Raw genomic sequence first — 17,752 nt, 5'->3', positions numbered from 1 at the left:
ATTCAGTCTGCAACGAGGGTCCGCTCGTGACAACAATTGTAAGTGTACGCCGTAATGGTCATGTCGTTATCGGTGGTGATGGCCAGGTCACTCTGGGCAATACCGTAATGAAGGGCAACGCTAAAAAAGTACGCCGCCTGTATAACAATAAAGTCATTGCTGGTTTTGCTGGCGGTACCGCTGATGCCTTTACCCTGTTTGAGCTATTTGAGCGCAAACTTGAGATGCACCAAGGCCACCTGACTAAAGCTGCCGTTGAGTTAGCCAAAGATTGGCGCACCGATCGCATGTTACGCAAACTTGAGGCATTGTTGGCTGTCGCGGACGAAACTGCATCACTCATCATCACCGGTAACGGCGATGTGGTTCAGCCAGAAGATGACCTGATTGCTATCGGCTCAGGCGGGCCTTATGCCCAGTCTGCTGCGCGCGCGCTGCTAGAAAATACCGAATTGGGTGCACGAGATATCGTTGAGAAATCTCTGAGCATTGCGGGGGATATTTGTATCTATACCAACCGCTTCCAAACCATTGAAGAATTAACGTACTAAGTATTATTAACATACCAGGCGTTATTAACATACAGAGCGTAAGGATAGAGTGACATGTCTGAAATGACCCCACGCGAAATCGTCAGCGAACTTGATAGCTACATTATCGGCCAGGATAAAGCTAAACGTGCAGTAGCTATTGCCCTGCGTAACCGCTGGCGTCGGATGCAGCTTAACGAAGAGCTGCGCCACGAAGTTACCCCTAAAAACATTCTGATGATCGGCCCAACCGGTGTGGGTAAAACTGAAATTGCCCGCCGTCTGGCAAAACTGGCCAATGCACCGTTCATCAAAGTAGAAGCGACCAAATTCACCGAAGTTGGCTATGTTGGTAAAGAAGTGGATTCTATTATCCGCGATCTGACCGATGCAGCAGTAAAAATGGTTCGTCATCAATCCATTGAAAAAATGCGTTACCGGGCAGAAGAGCTGGCCGAAGAACGTATTCTGGATGTGTTAATCCCGCCAGCCAAGAATAACTGGGGCCAGCCGGAAGAAACCCAAGAGCCATCCCCGACGCGTCAAGCTTTTCGCAAGAAACTGCGTGAAGGTCAGTTGGATGACAAAGAGATTGAAATCGATCTCGCGGCTGCACCGGTCGGTGTCGAAATCATGGCTCCTCCTGGCATGGAAGAGATGACTAACCAGTTACAATCCATGTTCCAGAATATTGCGGGGCAGAAACAAAAGCCGCGCAAAATCAAAATCAAAGAAGCATTTAAACTGCTAATTGAAGAAGAAGCGGCGAAACTGGTTAATCCAGAGGAGCTGAAACAGCAGGCGATTGATGCGGTCGAGCAGCACGGGATCGTATTTATCGACGAAATCGATAAAATCTGTAAACGCGGCCAGACGTCAGGCCCAGATGTGTCTCGCGAAGGGGTACAGCGTGACTTGCTGCCATTGGTAGAAGGTTGCACCGTATCAACCAAACACGGCATGGTGAAAACTGACCATATCCTGTTTATTGCCTCCGGCGCATTCCAGGTCTCCAGTCCGTCAGACCTTATCCCTGAATTGCAAGGTCGTTTGCCAATTCGGGTAGAATTGCAGGCCCTGACAACAGATGATTTTGAGCGCATTCTGACCGAACCGAGTGCTTCGCTAACTGAGCAGTATAAAGCGCTGATGGCAACTGAAGGGGTGACTGTCGAGTTTACCCGTGAAGGTATCCGCAAAATCGCTGAAGCGGCATGGCAGGTTAACGAGCGTACCGAGAACATCGGTGCACGCCGTTTGCATACTGTGCTGGAACGTCTAATGGAGGATATCTCTTATGACGCCAGCGAGAGCAATGGTCAATCCATAACTATTGATGCGGCATATGTCGGTAAGCACCTGGATGAGTTGGTTGCAGATGAAGATCTGAGTCGTTTTATCCTATAATTCGCTTTATAAGCCTTTGCTGGATAAAATGGTTTGCCAATTAAGAGTGGGAGGCGCTGCCTCCCACTCTTATTTTTATCGTATGATCGTTTTGAAGTTTTTAACTCGCCGATATGGGCGGACCAGACTCCTATACAATGAAGCAGAACATGAGCCAATCAACTAATACCCGCTTAACCAGCACCAGCCAGACCCAGGCTTGGCTGGAAAGCCTGCGGCCAAGAACATTGCCACTGGCCTTTGCCTCTATCGTTACCGGTTCAGCGCTGGCTGTCTGGCTCGATAGTTTCAAGCCAGCAGTCGCATTACTCGCCCTATTAACCGCCGGCCTGCTGCAAATTTTGTCCAATCTCGCCAATGATTATGGCGATGCCATCAAGGGCAGTGATACCGAAGAACGTATCGGGCCATTGCGCGGTATGCAAAAAGGGATAATTACACGCCACCAGATGAAAGTCGCGCTAATCATCACTGTGAGTCTGACCGTTATCTCAGGTATCGCACTCATTGCCGTGGCTTGTGAAAAACCCAGCGACGTTTTAGGCTTTTTACTGCTCGGGCTGATGGCGATTGTGGCTGCAATTACCTACACCGTGGGTAGCAAACCCTATGGCTATATGGGGTTAGGTGATATCTCGGTATTAGTATTCTTCGGCTGGCTGAGTGTCGCCGGAACTTACTATCTTCAGGCTGGCCACTTTGACAGTATCGTCATGCTACCGGCTACCGCCTGTGGTTTATTGGCAACAGCCGTTTTGAATATTAATAATTTGCGCGATATCGAAAATGACAAAGCAAATGGCAAAAACACATTGGCAGTGCGTTTAGGCCCGGTTGTTGCACGTTATTACCATGCCCTGCTGATTTTAGCGGCTATTTTCTGCCTGACATTATTCAACATTCTTTATCTGCATAGCTGGGCGGGTTGGATCTTTGTGCTGGCCATTCCCTTGCTAGCCAGACACGCGCTGTTTGTACTGCGTGAGCCAACCGCCGCTGGCATGCGCCCAATGCTCGAACATATGGTCAAAGCCGCGCTACTGACCAATATCCTGTTTGCTATTGGTCTGGTGCTAAGTTAACCCCGCCTCTTTTTTCTCTGGGTTGTGGTCGATAAAATCAGCCCGGAGAAATTTAACAATTGATGATTTTGCCAACAGCTGTCAGAAAGGGATATACTTAGCATCCCAGCCGCAACCAGACGTTAATCCTATGAAATATGATACTTCCGATCTCTGTGATATCTATCATGAAGAGGTAAATGTGGTAGAACCACTGTTCTCCAATTTTGGCGGACGTACTTCATTTGGTGGCAAGATAACCACTGTAAAATGTTTCGAAGATAACGGCTTGTTGTTTGACCTACTCGAAGAAAATGGTCTTGGCCGTGTGTTAGTTGTCGATGGCGGTGGCTCAGTGCGCCGTGCATTAATCAATGCTGAACTTGCTGATTTAGCATTGAAAAACGAGTGGGAAGGAATTGTTGTTTACGGCGCTGTTCGTCAGGTTGATGAACTGGCCGAATTGGATATTGGTATCCAGGCGATGGCCGCAATTCCAGTCGGTGCTGCAGATGAGGGTATTGGTGAAAGCGATATCCGCGTTAATTTTGGTGGGGTGACATTCTTCTCCGGTGACCACTTGTATGCAGACAACACCGGGATCATCTTGTCAGAAGAACCTTTGGATATTGAATAGTATCTAGCTGATTTACATATGATAATTATTAAATAGGGCGATGTTGATATCGCCCTATTTGCACTTCAAACTCAAAGTGGCTCTGTGGCTAGCGGCTTTCAACAACGCGTTGGTGATGCTTTAAGCCAACTGGCACTTAGACTTCTTCCATCTTTCCCAACAGTGCCCGCAGACGATCCTGCCACACATGCTGTTCTTGTTTCAGTTGCTCATTTTCGCGCACTAACGCTTCACGGCCACCAGCCGCTTCCTGAACTTCTTGGGACAGGGTGTTATTTTTCTCTTTCAGCTCTTCAATTTCCATCTGTAACAAAGTGATGGTATCAATCGCCTGCTGAACTTTAACTTCCAATTTCTCAAATACTTCAAATGACATTCTTCGGTCCCCTTATGAGTCGCAAGGCGTACATATCTTGATCGCAGTCGCCATTTTTAACTTCAGTTGCCGCATAAACTGAAGCAACCATCGACAAATGAAACTGCTGTGAATACTTATTTATCGCGCTATATATCCATCAAACGAGTGCAACAAGCACTCTATTTTAGACGTCCCATCGCCCAGGTGACGCCACTTGATAAAAACGATGGTCTTGTAAAGCGCCTCCCTTATAAAGCGATTGTATGTAGCCAATCCCCCCCCTGTCTAGCGCCATGCCGGTACAAACCACACTCTGTTGCAATTTCATGTCAAGAACCATCAGTAAAAACTGAAAAACCTCTATGACCAATCCTGTAAAGTGATACATGCCCTTAACAACTGATGAGAAAAGTACTGGTCTGATCACACTTTCAAAGTCCCTTAATAGCCGTGAATAACGCGAAATCGCTCATTTTTATGACGCACCACACACATTTTGATTTCGCTATTTCTCGTTTGTGCTCGTTAACGATAAATTTACATCACCCCTTTTATTATTCGAAGGGTAAAAATAAGAAATACCCTATAAATCTCTGTCTCTAGGACATCTACTATGAGCCAAACCGCTAGTTCGACCTTGAAGGGCCAATGTATCGCGGAGTTTCTCGGTACTGCTCTACTCATCTTTTTTGGTGTGGGCTGTGTCGCTGCATTAAAGTTGGCTGGGGCCAGTTTTGGGCAGTGGGAAATTAGTATCATTTGGGGCCTGGGTGTTGCCATGGCCATCTATTTAACCGCAGCCATTTCAGGCGCTCATCTTAATCCGGCAGTCACCATTGCATTGTGGTTATTTGCCTGCTTCGATCGCCGTAAAGTTCTCCCTTACATTGTGGCACAAGTTGCCGGTGCATTTTGTGCCGCAGCCTTAGTGTTCGGCCTTTACTACAACCTGTTTATCGATTTTGAACAGACTCATCAGATAGCACGCGGCAGTGTTGAGAGTCTGAATCTGGCCGGTATTTTTTCTACTTATCCCAATCCGCACATTTCTGTTTTCCAGGCATTCCTGGTTGAAACTGTTATTACCGCAATTTTGATGTGTCTGATCCTGGCGCTGACTGATGATGGCAACGGTATTCCGCGCGGCCCATTGGCGCCCCTGCTGATTGGCATTTTGATTGCCGTTATCGGCGGCTCAATGGGGCCATTGACTGGGTTCGCCTTAAACCCAGCACGTGACTTTGGTCCAAAGCTATTTGCTTATTTTGCTGGCTGGGGCGAGGTTGCCTTCACTGGCGGGCGTGACATTCCTTACTTCCTGGTACCCATCTTTGGGCCTATTGTTGGCGCATTGGTAGGTGCATTTGGCTATCGCGCCCTGATTGGTCGCCATTTGCCATGCGATGTCTGTGTCGCTGACGATGAAGAAACCACGGTTACGACCACAGAACGCAAAGCGTAAATAATAGATACTGGAAGAATATACCCACCGTAATTGAAATTGTGGGTATAAACGGCAACTTAAAAGTAGGCTAATTATGACAACTGAAAATACTACTCAAAAGAAATACATTGTCGCGCTTGACCAAGGAACCACCAGTTCCAGAGCAGTGGTGTTGGATCACGATGCCAATATCGTGAGTATCTCTCAGCGCGAATTTGAGCAAATCTACCCAAAAGCAGGATGGGTTGAGCATGACCCAATGGAAATCTGGGCTACCCAAAGCTCAACATTGGTTGAAGTGCTAGCCAAAGCCGGTATCAGTTCTGATGAAATTGCTGGCATCGGTATCACCAACCAACGTGAAACCACCATTGTTTGGGACAAAACAACAGGTAAGCCGGTGTATAACGCCATCGTGTGGCAATGCCGCCGTACTGCCGATATCTGCGAAAAACTGAAAAAAGAAGGGCTGGAAGAGTACATCCGCCACAACACCGGGCTGGTCGTCGACCCTTACTTCTCTGGCACCAAGGTGAAATGGATCCTTGATAACGTAGAAGGCGCGCGTGACCGTGCTGAGCGCGGCGAGTTGCTGTTTGGTACTGTTGACACCTGGCTAGTGTGGAATATGACGCAAGGCCGCGTACACGTAACGGATTACACCAACGCATCACGTACCATGATGTTTAATATCCGCACCAAAGAGTGGGATGAACGTATGCTGAAAGCGCTGAATATCCCGCGCTCAATGCTACCTGAAGTTCGCCCATCCTCAGAAGTTTACGGCCAGACCAACATTGGTGGTAAAGGCGGGACTCGTATTCCTATCGCCGGGATTGCCGGTGACCAGCAAGCCGCGCTGTTCGGCCAGCTTTGTGTCCAACCGGGAATGGCAAAAAACACCTACGGTACCGGCTGCTTCCTGCTAATGAACACTGGCACAGAAGCAGTGCAATCCAATCATGGCCTGCTGACCACCATCGCCTGCGGCCCTCGCGGTGAAGTTAACTATGCACTGGAAGGTGCGGTGTTTATTGGCGGTGCATCCATCCAATGGTTGCGTGATGAGCTGAAGCTTATCAGTGATGCCGATGACTCTGAATACTTCGCCACCAAAGTGAAAGACAGCAACGGCGTGTATGTGGTGCCGGCCTTCACTGGCCTCGGTGCTCCTTATTGGGACCCGTATGCGCGTGGTGCAATCTTTGGCCTGACCCGTGGTGTTAACAGCAACCATATTATCCGTGCAACACTCGAATCTATTGCTTATCAGACTCGTGATGTACTGGATGCCATGCAAGCAGATTCTGGTGAACGCCTGAAATCGCTACGTGTTGATGGTGGTGCAGTTGCCAACAACTTCCTGATGCAGTTCCAGGCCGACATTCTGGGCACCCGCGTTGAGCGCCCAGAGGTACGTGAGAGCACAGCACTGGGTGCCGCATTCCTGGCAGGTTTGGCAACCGGCTTCTGGAATGATTTGGACGAAGTGAAAAGTAAAGCCACCATTGAGCGTGAGTTCCGCCCAGGAATAGAAACCACTGAGCGTGATTTCCGTTACAAAGGCTGGAAGAAAGCGGTGGCCCGCGCCCAAGCATGGGAAGAGCACGAAGAGTAACGGTCCGCCGGCTTTAAGCTAAAAATGTTTTATGCAATCGACGCCCCATCACTCCCCCGATGGGGCGTTTTTATGGTGAAAAAAAACACCACATCAAAAGTCACGCTTGCGGCTTCACGTCACAAAGGTGGTAGAATTCCGGCTTCCATTCTTCTATACCACCTCAATTAACAGGTTAATGATGAAACGTGAATTAGCCATCGAGTTTTCCCGTGTCACCGAAGCTGCCGCGCTGGCAGGTTATAAATGGCTGGGTCGGGGCGATAAAAATGCTGCCGACGGTGCTGCTGTAAAAGCCATGCGTATTATGCTCAATCAGGTCAATATTGATGGGCAGATTGTTATCGGCGAAGGTGAAATCGATGAAGCTCCAATGCTGTATATCGGCGAAAATGTCGGTACAGGCCAAGGCGATGCAGTTGATATCGCGGTAGACCCCATTGAAGGCACCCGTATGACTGCAATGGGTCAGGCTAATGCACTGGCGGTGCTGGCGGTGGGAGATAAAGGCACATTTTTACATGCGCCGGATATGTATATGGAAAAGCTGGTGGTTGGCCCCGGAGCGAAAGGCGCTATCGACCTTAATCTGCCACTGGAACTCAACTTACGCAATGTGGCTATCAAGCTGAATAAACCACTGATTGATTTAACGGTTATTACGCTCGCTAAACCGCGCCATGACGGCATCATCGCCGAAATGCAGCAACTGGGTGTCAAAGTGTTCGCTATCCCCGATGGCGATGTTGCGGCTTCGATTCTAACCTGCATGCCAGAAAGTGAAGTGGATGTGATGTACTGCATCGGCGGGGCACCAGAAGGCGTGATTTCTGCTGCGGTCATCCGCGCCCTGGACGGTGATATGCAAGGCCGCTTGCTACCTCGTCATCAAGTAAAAGGTGATAACGAAGACAACCGTCGCATTGGTGAAGAAGAACTGGTGCGCTGCAAATCAATGGGTATTGAGGCAGGTAAAGTGCTGTTACTGGGTGATATGGCCCGTAATGATAATGTGATTTTCTCTGCCACCGGCATTACCAAAGGTGACCTGCTGGAAGGCATTTATCGCAAAGGGAACATGGCAACCACCGAGACACTGCTGATTCGCGGTAAATCCCGCACTATCCGCCGTATCCGTTCCACCCATTTCCTTGATCGCAAAGACCCGGCACTGCATGAATTCTTGCTGTAATTTGGCTCACGAATATTATTAGCAATACGTAAAAACGGGTGCAATATTTAAATCGCACCCGCTTTAGTTCTATATCTTCAGTCGGTTAAACCCGATGTTCTTGCGGTTGCATCCGGTGAGATAACGGCCACCAGCACAGCAAAATCAACACTGCCATAGCAAACATCAGCAACCCCAAGCTAAATTGCCCGGTTTGTGGCAGCATGGCTGACAACCAAGTCACCAGACCTGACCCGACATTCTGTAACCCGCCGACCAAAGCCCCCGCCGCACCGGCCAGATAAGGGAATGGCTCCATCGCCCCTGTCGTGGCAAGCGGGAATAACATCCCAGCACCAAAGAAGAACAGCGCCGCCGGGATCACCAGCGTCCAAATATTCATAACGCCAAACCAGCCAGGTATCCACATCATCAAGCCCGCCAGCAGACAACTGATCACTGAATGCCACATCAGGTTATGGAAGGTTTTACCATCACGACCGGCATACCATGCACCAAAGAACGCGGCAGGAATGGGCAGGATAAATAAGATACTGACCGTCACCCCACTCAACCCCAGCACACCGCCCATCAACACACCGGCGCTGGCCTCAAACACTGCAATTCCCGCCAATGCTCCAATCAGCATTACCAAATAACAGCTAAAGGCGCGGTCTGATAACAATAAGCGGAAGCTGGCCAGCATGCGCCGCTTCTCCGTCTGCTGCGGGCGAGTTTCTGGCAACCAACGGAACATGCAAAATGCCACGCCACCACATAAGAAAAGCAGGAAAGCATAGCATGCACGCCAGCCAAACAGGCTTGCCAGCACCCCACCGATGACCGGAGCCATGAGCGGGCTAACTAAAATACCCATGTTCAGCATACTGTTCGCGTAACGCAGTGCGGTGCCAGCATATAAATCTCGCGGCATGGTTCGTGCCATCACGCCTGCAACCCCTGTCCCCATGCCTTGCAAAGCACTGGCTGCGACCAACAAGGACAGACTATTTGCCAGCCAGGCACCTAATGCGCCCAGCATAAATATCATCATGCCCGCCAATATGACCGGCCGACGCCCAACCCGGTCAGATAGTGGGCCGTAAATCAGTTGCGAGAAGCCATAGGTTAATAAATAGGCCGCCATCACGCGCTGCACAGTGCCGGGGCGCACCGAGAGATCGCGGGCGATATCCGCGACAACAGGAACGTAAATGGTTTGTGCCATTTGACCGACTGCAACTAACAGAATCAACATTACCAGCAGGTGGAAATTTTCTATTTTTCTCATAATCTTAACTAATTGTTAGCCGGACTTCGTGTCACTTATACCTGGCAGCGAAAGCCATATTTTGCGACACACCTCACTATTGGCGCATAAGCTAACAAATTCAGATTTTTTAGCGAGCCAGAACGACATATTGCCAAATAGCCAACTGGCAGATAAAAACACCATGGCCGTAAAGTTAACTGTCCATATTTCGTGACTACAGCAAGAGCGAAGGGTGTCACACGTAATCGATAATACTTTTCAACCAAATGACCTAAAATATCGCCTGCGCTTTAGGTACTACTTTCGATAAGTATTTGAATAAAGGGAATCAGAATTATGGCTGAATGGGTTAGCGGCAAAATTACTCACATTGAACACTGGACGGACACGTTGTTCAGTATTCGGGTCAATGCGCCAATTGATCCCTTTACTGCCGGTCAATTTGCCAAGCTGGCTTTAGATATTGACGGTGAGCGGGTACAGCGGGCCTATTCCTATGTCAATGCACCAAGTGACAATAATCTGGAGTTCTATCTGGTCACCGTGCCAGAGGGGAAACTCAGCCCACGACTTGACCAACTGGCGGTGGGTGGCGAAGTAATGGTGACCAAGCAAGCTGCGGGCTTCTTTGTGTTGGAAGAAATTCCGGATTGCGACACGTTATGGATGCTGGCAACCGGCACGGCCATTGGCCCATATCTGTCTATCTTGCAGGAAGGGCGCGATTTGGAGCGCTTTAAAAATCTGGTGCTGGTTCATGCAGCTCGCTTTGCCCGTGACCTCAGTTATCTGCCGCTAATGCAACAGCTCGAGCAGCGCTATAACGGCAAACTGCGTATCCAGACGGTTGTCAGCCGTGAACAATCCCCAGGGTCATTGACCGGTAGAGTCCCCGCACTGATTGAAAATGGCTCACTGGAAGCGGCGGTCGGCTTGAAAATTGATGCGGAAGATAGCCACGTCATGCTGTGCGGTAACCCGCAAATGGTACGTGATACTCAGCAAATGCTGAAAGAGCAACGCGGGATGCGTAAACATTTACGCCGTAAACCGGGGCATATGACCAGCGAACAATACTGGTAAGACTCAGTACCTTATATTCAAGGGCGCATCGCGCCCTCAGACTGCTGACAAACCTCGACGACTCAATCTTGCAAGGTGAAGACAGGTAGAAGAGTAAAGCGTCCGCGCCATGGACGGCGCGGGTCGAGCCCCCAGGGAGGGGTTTATGGCGTCTTTACGATCTGCCTGTTTTCACCGTTACGGGCACTTTGTCATTAACCACAGGGCGCATCGCGCCCTCAGACTTTATTAAATCTGATTCACTACTGTGATTTTTCAGCCAAAAACTTCACCGGTACTGCCTCTGGGCCAAAGCGGTTTTCCCCCTCAGTTCCAAGAAATGCGCCACAGTCGATAAGCATCATGACCATAATAAGTGTGGGAATAAATCGCCCGACCCCCCATTGCCAGATCGGCGCAAGCATCTGCCAGTTGCCGGCCATCAGCATCCATGCGAGTACCACCAATAATGCCCACCAACCAGCTTTATTACGGTCATGTAGTCGCTTAACCACTACTGCCGCCGTGGGCCACAGTAAAAATACGATAGCAAAAGCGGCGGTTTGAGTTGACAGCCAATTCTGCCCTGCCAATGTGAAAATAATCAGCATTGCCAATAGCCACAGCCCAATCCAGATCCAAAAATCACGCCGCCCGATACGGCCTTTCAACGAGAAACACCACTGCTGAATTGTCATCAATAACCTGATCCATTTAACTGATATATAACCAAAATAATTCGAGTTGCAGGAAGGCAGTAAAGGAGATAATCCCGATGAGCTTACATAAGTAAGTGCTTCGGGTTATTGAGCGTAGCCAACGCACATGCAGCTTGAAGTATGACGGGTATAACCTAAAGTTGATATGCACAATAGAGTAACTCAACGCCGCAACTAACCTATAATCTTTGCAGTGAATTTTGACAATCACCACCAATTACCGTTTTAATTCCCTCCACACACTCTTAACAACGGCGTAGCCATGAGAAAAGAAATAACCGCAATGCTGACAATACTGCTGCTAATAGCAACGGTTAGCCGCGCTCATGCCGACCCCGATGCTGGCAGTTATCAGCAGGCTGAAGAGACTCAACCAACGGCACCTTACCTACTTTCTGGCGCACCAACCTTTGATTTAACTCTGGTGAAATTCCGTGAGCGGTATAATCACGCCAACCCAACCCTGCCAATCAGTGAGTTTCACGCCATCACGGTAAAAGATGATGCGCCCCCGCTGACCCGGGCAGCCAGCAAGATTAATGAAAACCTCTATGCTTCCACAGCGCTGGAGAGAGGTACAGGTAAGATAAAAACCATACAAATTACTTATTTGCCGATCAAAGGCAGTGAAGAAAAAGCCGCCCGGCTGGTCGCGGTAAATTATATGGCAGCACTGATGCGTCAGTTTGAACCCACGCTCACACTCGAACAAAGTATCAGTAATGTGCAACAACTGCTGACCCAGGGCAAAGGATCACCTTTCTTCGCCCATCCTGTCGGCGCAATTCGCTATGTGGTGGCAGATAATGGCGAAAAAGGGCTTACCTTCGCTGTTGAACCGATTAAGCTGTCACTATCTGAAGCATAATCTCGCCGCAATTAATGACGAAAAGCAAAGCCATTGCCGCTAATCATCTCTATACTGTTGGACAGGTAAACTGCCTGTCGGGCAGTCATTATTATTGACCCTCGTGTCCCCTTGTTGGAGGAAGAAACATGCGTCATCCATTAGTTATGGGTAACTGGAAACTGAACGGTAGCACTCACATGGTTAACGAGCTTATCGCTAACCTGCGTAAAGAACTGAGCACTGTTGAAGGTTGTGGCGTGGCTATTGCCCCACCAGCTATCTATCTGAATCAAGCTAAGCATGAATTATCGGGCAGCCGTATCGCGCTGGGCGCACAGAACGTTGATGTGAATCTGTCTGGTGCATTTACCGGTGAAACCTCTGCTGAAATGCTGAAAGATATCGGTGCTCAATACATCATCATCGGTCACTCTGAACGCCGCACTTATCACAAAGAAAGTGATGAATTTATCGCGAAGAAATTCGGCGTACTGAAAGAAGTCGGCCTGACGCCGGTATTGTGCATCGGTGAAACCGAAGCAGAAAACGAAGCCGGCCAAACTGAAGCTGTTTGCGCTAAGCAATTAGACGCAGTGCTGAACACCTTGGGTGCTAAAGCATTCGAAGGCGCGGTTATCGCTTATGAACCAATCTGGGCTATCGGTACTGGCAAATCAGCAACTCCTGCGCAGGCTCAAGCGGTTCACAAATTTATCCGTGACCATATCGCCAAACAAGACGCCGCCATTGCCGCACAAGTTATCATCCAGTACGGCGGGTCTGTTAACGATAAGAACGCAGCAGAACTGTTCACCCAGCCTGATATCGATGGCGCGCTGGTGGGTGGTGCATCACTGAAAGCGGATGCTTTCGCGGTTATCGTGAAAGCAGCCGCAGCAGCTAAAAAAGCCTAATTTAGGTTTTAAGCTACTGATTAAGCTGGCGCAGATGATGCTCCGGCTTTTTTATTATCTGCATGTTTAAAATTTTTCTCATATACATCAATTCCATCTGTTCCTACCGAACCAAAGAATTTACTTATCTGAGCTTTCTGGCGTATCTGACTAGATAGCCTTGTAGCTTAGTCATCAACTCAGTAACCGATTTATTTTCATAAATAAGCCTGTCCATATTTCCTTTAACATCCCCCTTTGATATGGCAATGCCATATAGGTTCACATATAGACGAGTTACTGTGCAGTGATTCAATACTGCCACTCCTCGCTAATCCGCTCAATGACGGACTTGGTGAGTCCAAACCTGGATTATCTATCAAGTTCGCACTTGAAACGCCATGAATGTCAATAATTTTCTCGGCATAATTTGCCACATTTATTAGACCAAATAATTCAATAACGCATTTTTCACTGCGTGGCGAATCGGAAAGTTTTGATGTGTAAGAAAGAAGATATTTATAAAAATAATCAGAATCTTAGTATGGTTAATAAAACAAAGCGCCCGTAAGCATTAACTTACGGGCGCTGAGTCTACTACTGCTATCAAATCATTATGTTATTTTTTCTTATTTCATTGTTTACTTATTTTATCGCTTACTGATTTCATCAAACACGCCGCCGGTCGCGAAATGCACCTGCTGGGCTTTGGTCCAACCACCGAACACATCATCGATGGTAATCAGCTTCAGTTGTGGGAATTCCTTGGCAAACTTAGCCGCTACAGCTGGATCTCGTGGGCGATAGTAATTCTTCGCGGCGATAGTCTGACCTTCCGGTGAATACAGGTATTTTAAATAAGCATCTGCCACTTCGCGGGTGCCGCGTTTATCAACTACTTTATCCACCACCGAAACCGTCGGTTCAGCCAAAATAGAGATACTTGGTGTGATGATATCAAACTGGTCTTTACCTACTTCATTCACCGCCAGCAGGGCTTCATTTTCCCAGGCAATTAATACATCACCAATGCCACGCTCGACAAAGGTATTGGTTGCGCCACGCGCACCAGAATCCAACACTTCCACATTCTTATACAGCTGTTTGACAAACTCTTGCGCCTTGGCCTGATCGTTATTGTTGTGCTCTAACGCATAAGCCCATGCTGCCAGATAGTTCCAGCGTGCACCGCCAGAGGTTTTCGGATTTGGCGTAATGACCGAGGTACCCGGTTTTACTAAATCTGACCAATCATGAATCTGTTTTGGATTCCCTTTCCGTACCAAGAAGACGATAGTTGAAGTGTAAGGTGCAGAGTTATCTGGCAAGCGCTTAATCCAGTTTTTATCAATACGACCACGCTCAGCAATAGCATCGACGTCATAAGCCAACGCCAAAGTCACAACATCTGCTTCAATACCATTAATCACCGAGGTCGCCTGCTTACCGGAACCGCCATGTGATTGGCGCACAGTCACTTTGTCACCAGTTTGCTCTTGCCAATGTTTACTAAATGCCTGGTTATATTCTTGATAAAACTCACGTGTCGGATCATATGACACATTCAGCAATTGAATATCTTTTGCCATAGCACCTGATGCCAGCAGCAATAATGAAAGACCTACACCCCATTTACGCATTGACCCGCTCCCAGAAATATTGTTATCAACCAAATTGGTTGGCCTAATACTGAGCGTGCCAGAAACTTTCCGGTCAATTAAAGAATAAAAAAGTTTTGATTATATCAATATGAAATATACCAGCGGTTAAATGCAAAAAGCCCCCGCGAGCGGAGGCTTTGTTTTCGGGCTATTAACTGTTTTAGAACAGTTTTTTCGCCGTGTCGTACCAATCTTCTTTAAATTTACTTTTCTTATTTTCTGGCGCGATACAAACGGAGATTAATTCATGCACCATCTTCTCATTTTGGATACCGACACAGAAGCCACCCGATGAGAAGTTAAGAGGCGGACTTATTTTATTCACTAGCAAATCGACGGCATAGGCACCCATACGAGAAGCCAAAATACGATCATAAGCGACTGGCGCACCGCCGCGTTGAATGTGGCCTAATACAGTACCACGCGTTTCACGGCGGGTTTCATCCTCGATGTATTTAGCCAGCTCGTCAATATTGTCCAGTTTTTCAGTGATGGCGACAATCGCGTGCTTTTTACCTTTGGCGATGCCCGCTTTGATCTCTTTAACCAAATCTTCACGTTTGAATTCAACTTCAGGGATCGCGATAAACTCGCAGCCCCCAGCAATCGCCGCCGCCAGTGTCAAATCGCCACAATAACGGCCCATCACTTCAACGATAGAAATACGCTGATGCGAAGAAGAGGTATCACGTAGGCGGTCAATAGCTTCTACCACTGTTTCCAGTGCGGTGAAGAAACCGATGGTGTAGTCAGTACCTGCCACATCGTTATCAATGGTGCCCGGCAAGCCGACACAGTGAATACCACCTTCTTTGGTCAGCAAATCGGCACCAGCATAAGAGCCGTCACCACCGATAACCACCAAGCCATCAATGCCACGCTCTTTCATATTCTGTAGGGCGACTTTACGTTTTTCCGGATCACGGAACTCTGGGAAACGCGCTGAACCGAGGAAGGTACCACCGCGGTTAATCATGTCAGACACGCTATAGCGGTCCAGCTTCCTCATGCGATTCTCAAACAAGCCAAGATAGCCATCTTCAATACCGTAAACTTCCAATCCTGCTGACAAAGCTGCACGAACAACCCCACGAATGGCTGCGTTCATACCTGGCGCATCACCGCCGCTTGTTAGTACACCGATTTTCTTGACCATGACTACCTCTGAACTTGTAGATGCGATTTTTTAAAATTCTTTATTTGCCGATTATGTCTTGCACAGGTGAACAGTACAGAAAATCAGCTTGATGAGCTTAATATCGAATATTATAGCAAAAACACCAAGCTGAATTGATTCAAGTCATGCCATTTGGCGGTATTTTCTTCATGACTGAACCATTATGTAACCACAGTTTACCTGTAGTTAATGTAGCAATAGTTAATGTAGTAATAACTGATGAATAAATTATAACTCCCAATGCGCATGACGTTCTTTTGGCACCACAGCAGTGGGATCTTGATGGATAAGGATATCGGCTCCTGGGAACCGATGTAATAATGCCCGTTCCACTTGATCTGCCAGAATATGTGCTTCCATCAACGGCAACATATCTTCCATTTCGAGATGGAGCTGGATAAAACGTGTCGGCCCCGACTGACGAGTACGCAGGTCATGAGCACCAATCACACCCGGCCATGACGTCACAATATTGATAATTTCCTGCCGTTCATCATCGGGTAATGCGCGATCCAGCAAGGCTTGCACCGCCTCATAACCCATACGCAATGCGCTATAGAGAATATAAACCCCAATCCCCAATGCAAACAACGCATCCGCCCGATGAAACCCATACCAACTCAATGCCAATGCAATAAGAATAGCACCATTCATCATGACGTCAGATTGATAGTGCAACATATCAGCTCGAATGGCCTGGCTTTGCGTTTTTCGTACCACCCAGCGCTGAAAAGTAACTAATATCAATGTACTGAATAATGCAATTAATGTGACCCAGATACCAAGACCCGGATCTTGCAATGGCTCCGGTGAGGCCAGATGCTGAAAACCAGTCAGGAACAGGAATAATGCCGAACCGGAAATAAACATACTTTGCGCCAGCGCGGCCAATGATTCGGCCTTACCATGACCAAAAGTGTGTTCTTCATCAGCAGGTTGCAGCGAGTAGCGCACCACAAAAAGGTTGGTCAAAGAAGCGGCCAGATCCACCAGAGAGTCAACTAACGCGGCCAACAAACTCACTGATCCGGTATGCCACCAAGCAAAAATTTTAATTATCAGTAAGATTGATGCCAGCACAGTGGCACTGAGCGCAGCAGCTTTAACCAGGCGCGCATATTGCGGATCCATAACTCATTCCGAATAATATCCAAGGGTTATTAGTATAACGGAATTGAGACAAAAAAAAGCCCTCCATCATGGAGGGCGAAAGACAGGGATGGTGTCTATGGCAAGGAAAACAGGGTATTACTGGGTACTACTTACTTCTGGGCAGAAGAGGGTTGTGCTGCTGGCACCTGCTGCATTTTCTCAATGCGCTGCTGGTGCTTTTGGTTCAGAGCAGCTTTTTGCTCTGGTGTGAGCAAGTTAAACATTTGGTTACGCACCTTGGCCATTTCGACCTGACGGTCTATCTGGTCTTTAGACATTTTCTCGGCCTGCGCTCTTACAGCAGCTTCGTCGAATTTGTCTGCGGTAATCAGCTTGTGCATTGCTTCACGGTCGGCGAGATCAACTCGAGGTTGGTCTTGGCGAGACTGGCGCATTAGGTCGCGCATTTGCTGGCGCTGCTGTTCGGTCAGATTGAGGCCATCAAACATGTTATGGTGACCACGACCATCTTTCTTGTTCATCATCGCACCGTCACCGTGGCACCAGCCATCAGTGGCCCCGGTCTTATCAGCGGCGAAGGCGGCTTGAGAGCCGATAACTAGCATTGACGCCATGATTAACGTTGCTACTTTAGTTACTTTGCGCATCATTTAACTCCTGGGTTTTATCTGCTAAGCGATTTACTGCTCTGCGATTCAATGAGGAGCAGTCTACCGGCCCGGCTGCAAACTAGCGTCAGTGCATGTAAAACTGGAGTCAGGGCATGTAAAGCTAAGTA

General features: G+C 48.2%; 18 protein-coding genes. 10 read left to right on the top strand and 8 right to left on the bottom strand.

Going from position 1 to position 17,752, the window contains the following annotated elements:
* Positions 1–26 precede the first annotated feature (26 nt).
* From hslV to rraA, 4 genes are all read left to right on the top strand, one after another.
* Positions 27–551, top strand: coding sequence for an ATP-dependent protease subunit HslV (hslV, locus tag FGL26_RS16460; RefSeq protein ID WP_004714422.1), 525 nt, complete (start codon positions 27–29; stop codon positions 549–551).
* 54 nt (positions 552–605) lie between these two features.
* On the top strand, positions 606–1,937 hold the full coding sequence (gene hslU / locus FGL26_RS16455) for an ATP-dependent protease ATPase subunit HslU (RefSeq protein ID WP_005175854.1): 1,332 nt from the start codon (positions 606–608) through the stop codon (positions 1,935–1,937).
* Positions 1,938–2,086: 149 nt separating this feature from the next.
* A complete protein-coding gene (locus tag FGL26_RS16450; RefSeq protein WP_005175857.1) occupies positions 2,087–3,019 on the top strand; it encodes a 1,4-dihydroxy-2-naphthoate polyprenyltransferase in 933 nt (310 codons plus the stop codon).
* A 130-nt stretch (positions 3,020–3,149) separates the two neighbouring features.
* Positions 3,150–3,635, top strand: a complete 486-nt coding sequence (rraA, locus tag FGL26_RS16445; RefSeq protein WP_004714419.1) for a ribonuclease E activity regulator RraA — start codon at positions 3,150–3,152, stop codon at positions 3,633–3,635.
* Between the two features lie 136 nt (positions 3,636–3,771).
* Here rraA and zapB read toward each other — a convergent pair whose 3' ends face one another.
* Positions 3,772–4,011: a septal ring assembly protein ZapB gene (zapB, locus tag FGL26_RS16440; protein ID WP_004392238.1), complete on the bottom strand. Its 240-nt coding sequence runs from the start codon at positions 4,009–4,011 to the stop codon at positions 3,772–3,774.
* 166 nt (positions 4,012–4,177) lie between these two features.
* On the bottom strand, positions 4,178–4,321 hold the full coding sequence (locus FGL26_RS21705; protein WP_241999473.1) for a hypothetical protein: 144 nt from the start codon (positions 4,319–4,321) through the stop codon (positions 4,178–4,180).
* A gap of 285 nt (positions 4,322–4,606) precedes the next feature.
* On the opposite strand from FGL26_RS21705, the gene FGL26_RS16430 reads away from it, so the two are divergent.
* The 3 genes from FGL26_RS16430 (at position 4,607) to glpX (ending at position 8,247) form a co-directional block, all read left to right on the top strand.
* Positions 4,607–5,455, top strand: a complete 849-nt coding sequence (locus FGL26_RS16430) for an MIP/aquaporin family protein (RefSeq protein ID WP_005175868.1) — start codon at positions 4,607–4,609, stop codon at positions 5,453–5,455.
* A gap of 76 nt (positions 5,456–5,531) precedes the next feature.
* Complete coding sequence (gene glpK / locus FGL26_RS16425) at positions 5,532–7,055, top strand: glycerol kinase GlpK (RefSeq protein WP_005175870.1); 1,524 nt, start codon at positions 5,532–5,534, stop codon at positions 7,053–7,055.
* 181 nt (positions 7,056–7,236) lie between these two features.
* Positions 7,237–8,247 carry a class II fructose-bisphosphatase gene (gene glpX / locus FGL26_RS16420; protein WP_005175871.1) on the top strand — a complete coding sequence of 337 codons (1,011 nt, stop codon included), beginning with the start codon at positions 7,237–7,239 and terminating at the stop codon, positions 8,245–8,247.
* 85 nt (positions 8,248–8,332) lie between these two features.
* Here glpX and emrD read toward each other — a convergent pair whose 3' ends face one another.
* Positions 8,333–9,517 (bottom strand): multidrug efflux MFS transporter EmrD, encoded by a 1,185-nt coding sequence (gene emrD, locus FGL26_RS16415; protein ID WP_005175874.1) that lies wholly within the window; start codon positions 9,515–9,517, stop codon positions 8,333–8,335.
* A gap of 318 nt (positions 9,518–9,835) precedes the next feature.
* On the opposite strand from emrD, the gene fpr reads away from it, so the two are divergent.
* Entirely contained in the window at positions 9,836–10,582 is a 747-nt protein-coding gene (gene fpr, locus FGL26_RS16410) for a ferredoxin--NADP(+) reductase (RefSeq protein WP_005175876.1), read from the top strand.
* A 242-nt stretch (positions 10,583–10,824) separates the two neighbouring features.
* Here fpr and FGL26_RS16405 read toward each other — a convergent pair whose 3' ends face one another.
* Positions 10,825–11,259 (bottom strand): DUF805 domain-containing protein, encoded by a 435-nt coding sequence (locus FGL26_RS16405; protein WP_005175880.1) that lies wholly within the window; start codon positions 11,257–11,259, stop codon positions 10,825–10,827.
* A 283-nt stretch (positions 11,260–11,542) separates the two neighbouring features.
* Between FGL26_RS16405 and FGL26_RS16400 the strand changes: the two genes are divergently transcribed.
* Both FGL26_RS16400 and tpiA read left to right on the top strand, forming a co-directional pair.
* Entirely contained in the window at positions 11,543–12,148 is a 606-nt protein-coding gene (locus FGL26_RS16400) for a DUF1454 family protein (protein ID WP_032903321.1), read from the top strand.
* A 128-nt stretch (positions 12,149–12,276) separates the two neighbouring features.
* Entirely contained in the window at positions 12,277–13,044 is a 768-nt protein-coding gene (gene tpiA, locus FGL26_RS16395) for a triose-phosphate isomerase (protein WP_005175887.1), read from the top strand.
* A 629-nt stretch (positions 13,045–13,673) separates the two neighbouring features.
* Here the strand turns inward: tpiA and FGL26_RS16390 are convergent.
* The 4 genes from FGL26_RS16390 to cpxP all read right to left on the bottom strand — a co-directional run bounded on the left by FGL26_RS16390 (position 13,674) and on the right by cpxP (position 17,621).
* Entirely contained in the window at positions 13,674–14,663 is a 990-nt protein-coding gene (locus FGL26_RS16390) for a sulfate ABC transporter substrate-binding protein (protein ID WP_005175892.1), read from the bottom strand.
* A gap of 181 nt (positions 14,664–14,844) precedes the next feature.
* Complete coding sequence (gene pfkA, locus FGL26_RS16385) at positions 14,845–15,840, bottom strand: 6-phosphofructokinase (protein ID WP_005175893.1); 996 nt, start codon at positions 15,838–15,840, stop codon at positions 14,845–14,847.
* 249 nt (positions 15,841–16,089) lie between these two features.
* Entirely contained in the window at positions 16,090–16,992 is a 903-nt protein-coding gene (gene fieF / locus FGL26_RS16380; RefSeq protein WP_005175896.1) for a CDF family cation-efflux transporter FieF, read from the bottom strand.
* 131 nt (positions 16,993–17,123) lie between these two features.
* Positions 17,124–17,621: a cell-envelope stress modulator CpxP gene (cpxP, locus tag FGL26_RS16375; RefSeq protein ID WP_005175898.1), complete on the bottom strand. Its 498-nt coding sequence runs from the start codon at positions 17,619–17,621 to the stop codon at positions 17,124–17,126.
* Positions 17,622–17,752 lie beyond the last annotated feature (131 nt).

Source organism: Yersinia enterocolitica subsp. enterocolitica, assembly GCF_901472495.1.
In the GTDB taxonomy this organism is placed as follows: domain Bacteria; phylum Pseudomonadota; class Gammaproteobacteria; order Enterobacterales; family Enterobacteriaceae; genus Yersinia; species Yersinia enterocolitica.
The sequence above is the reverse complement of the archived record's forward strand: the minus strand, read 5'-3'. Positions and strand labels throughout refer to the sequence as shown.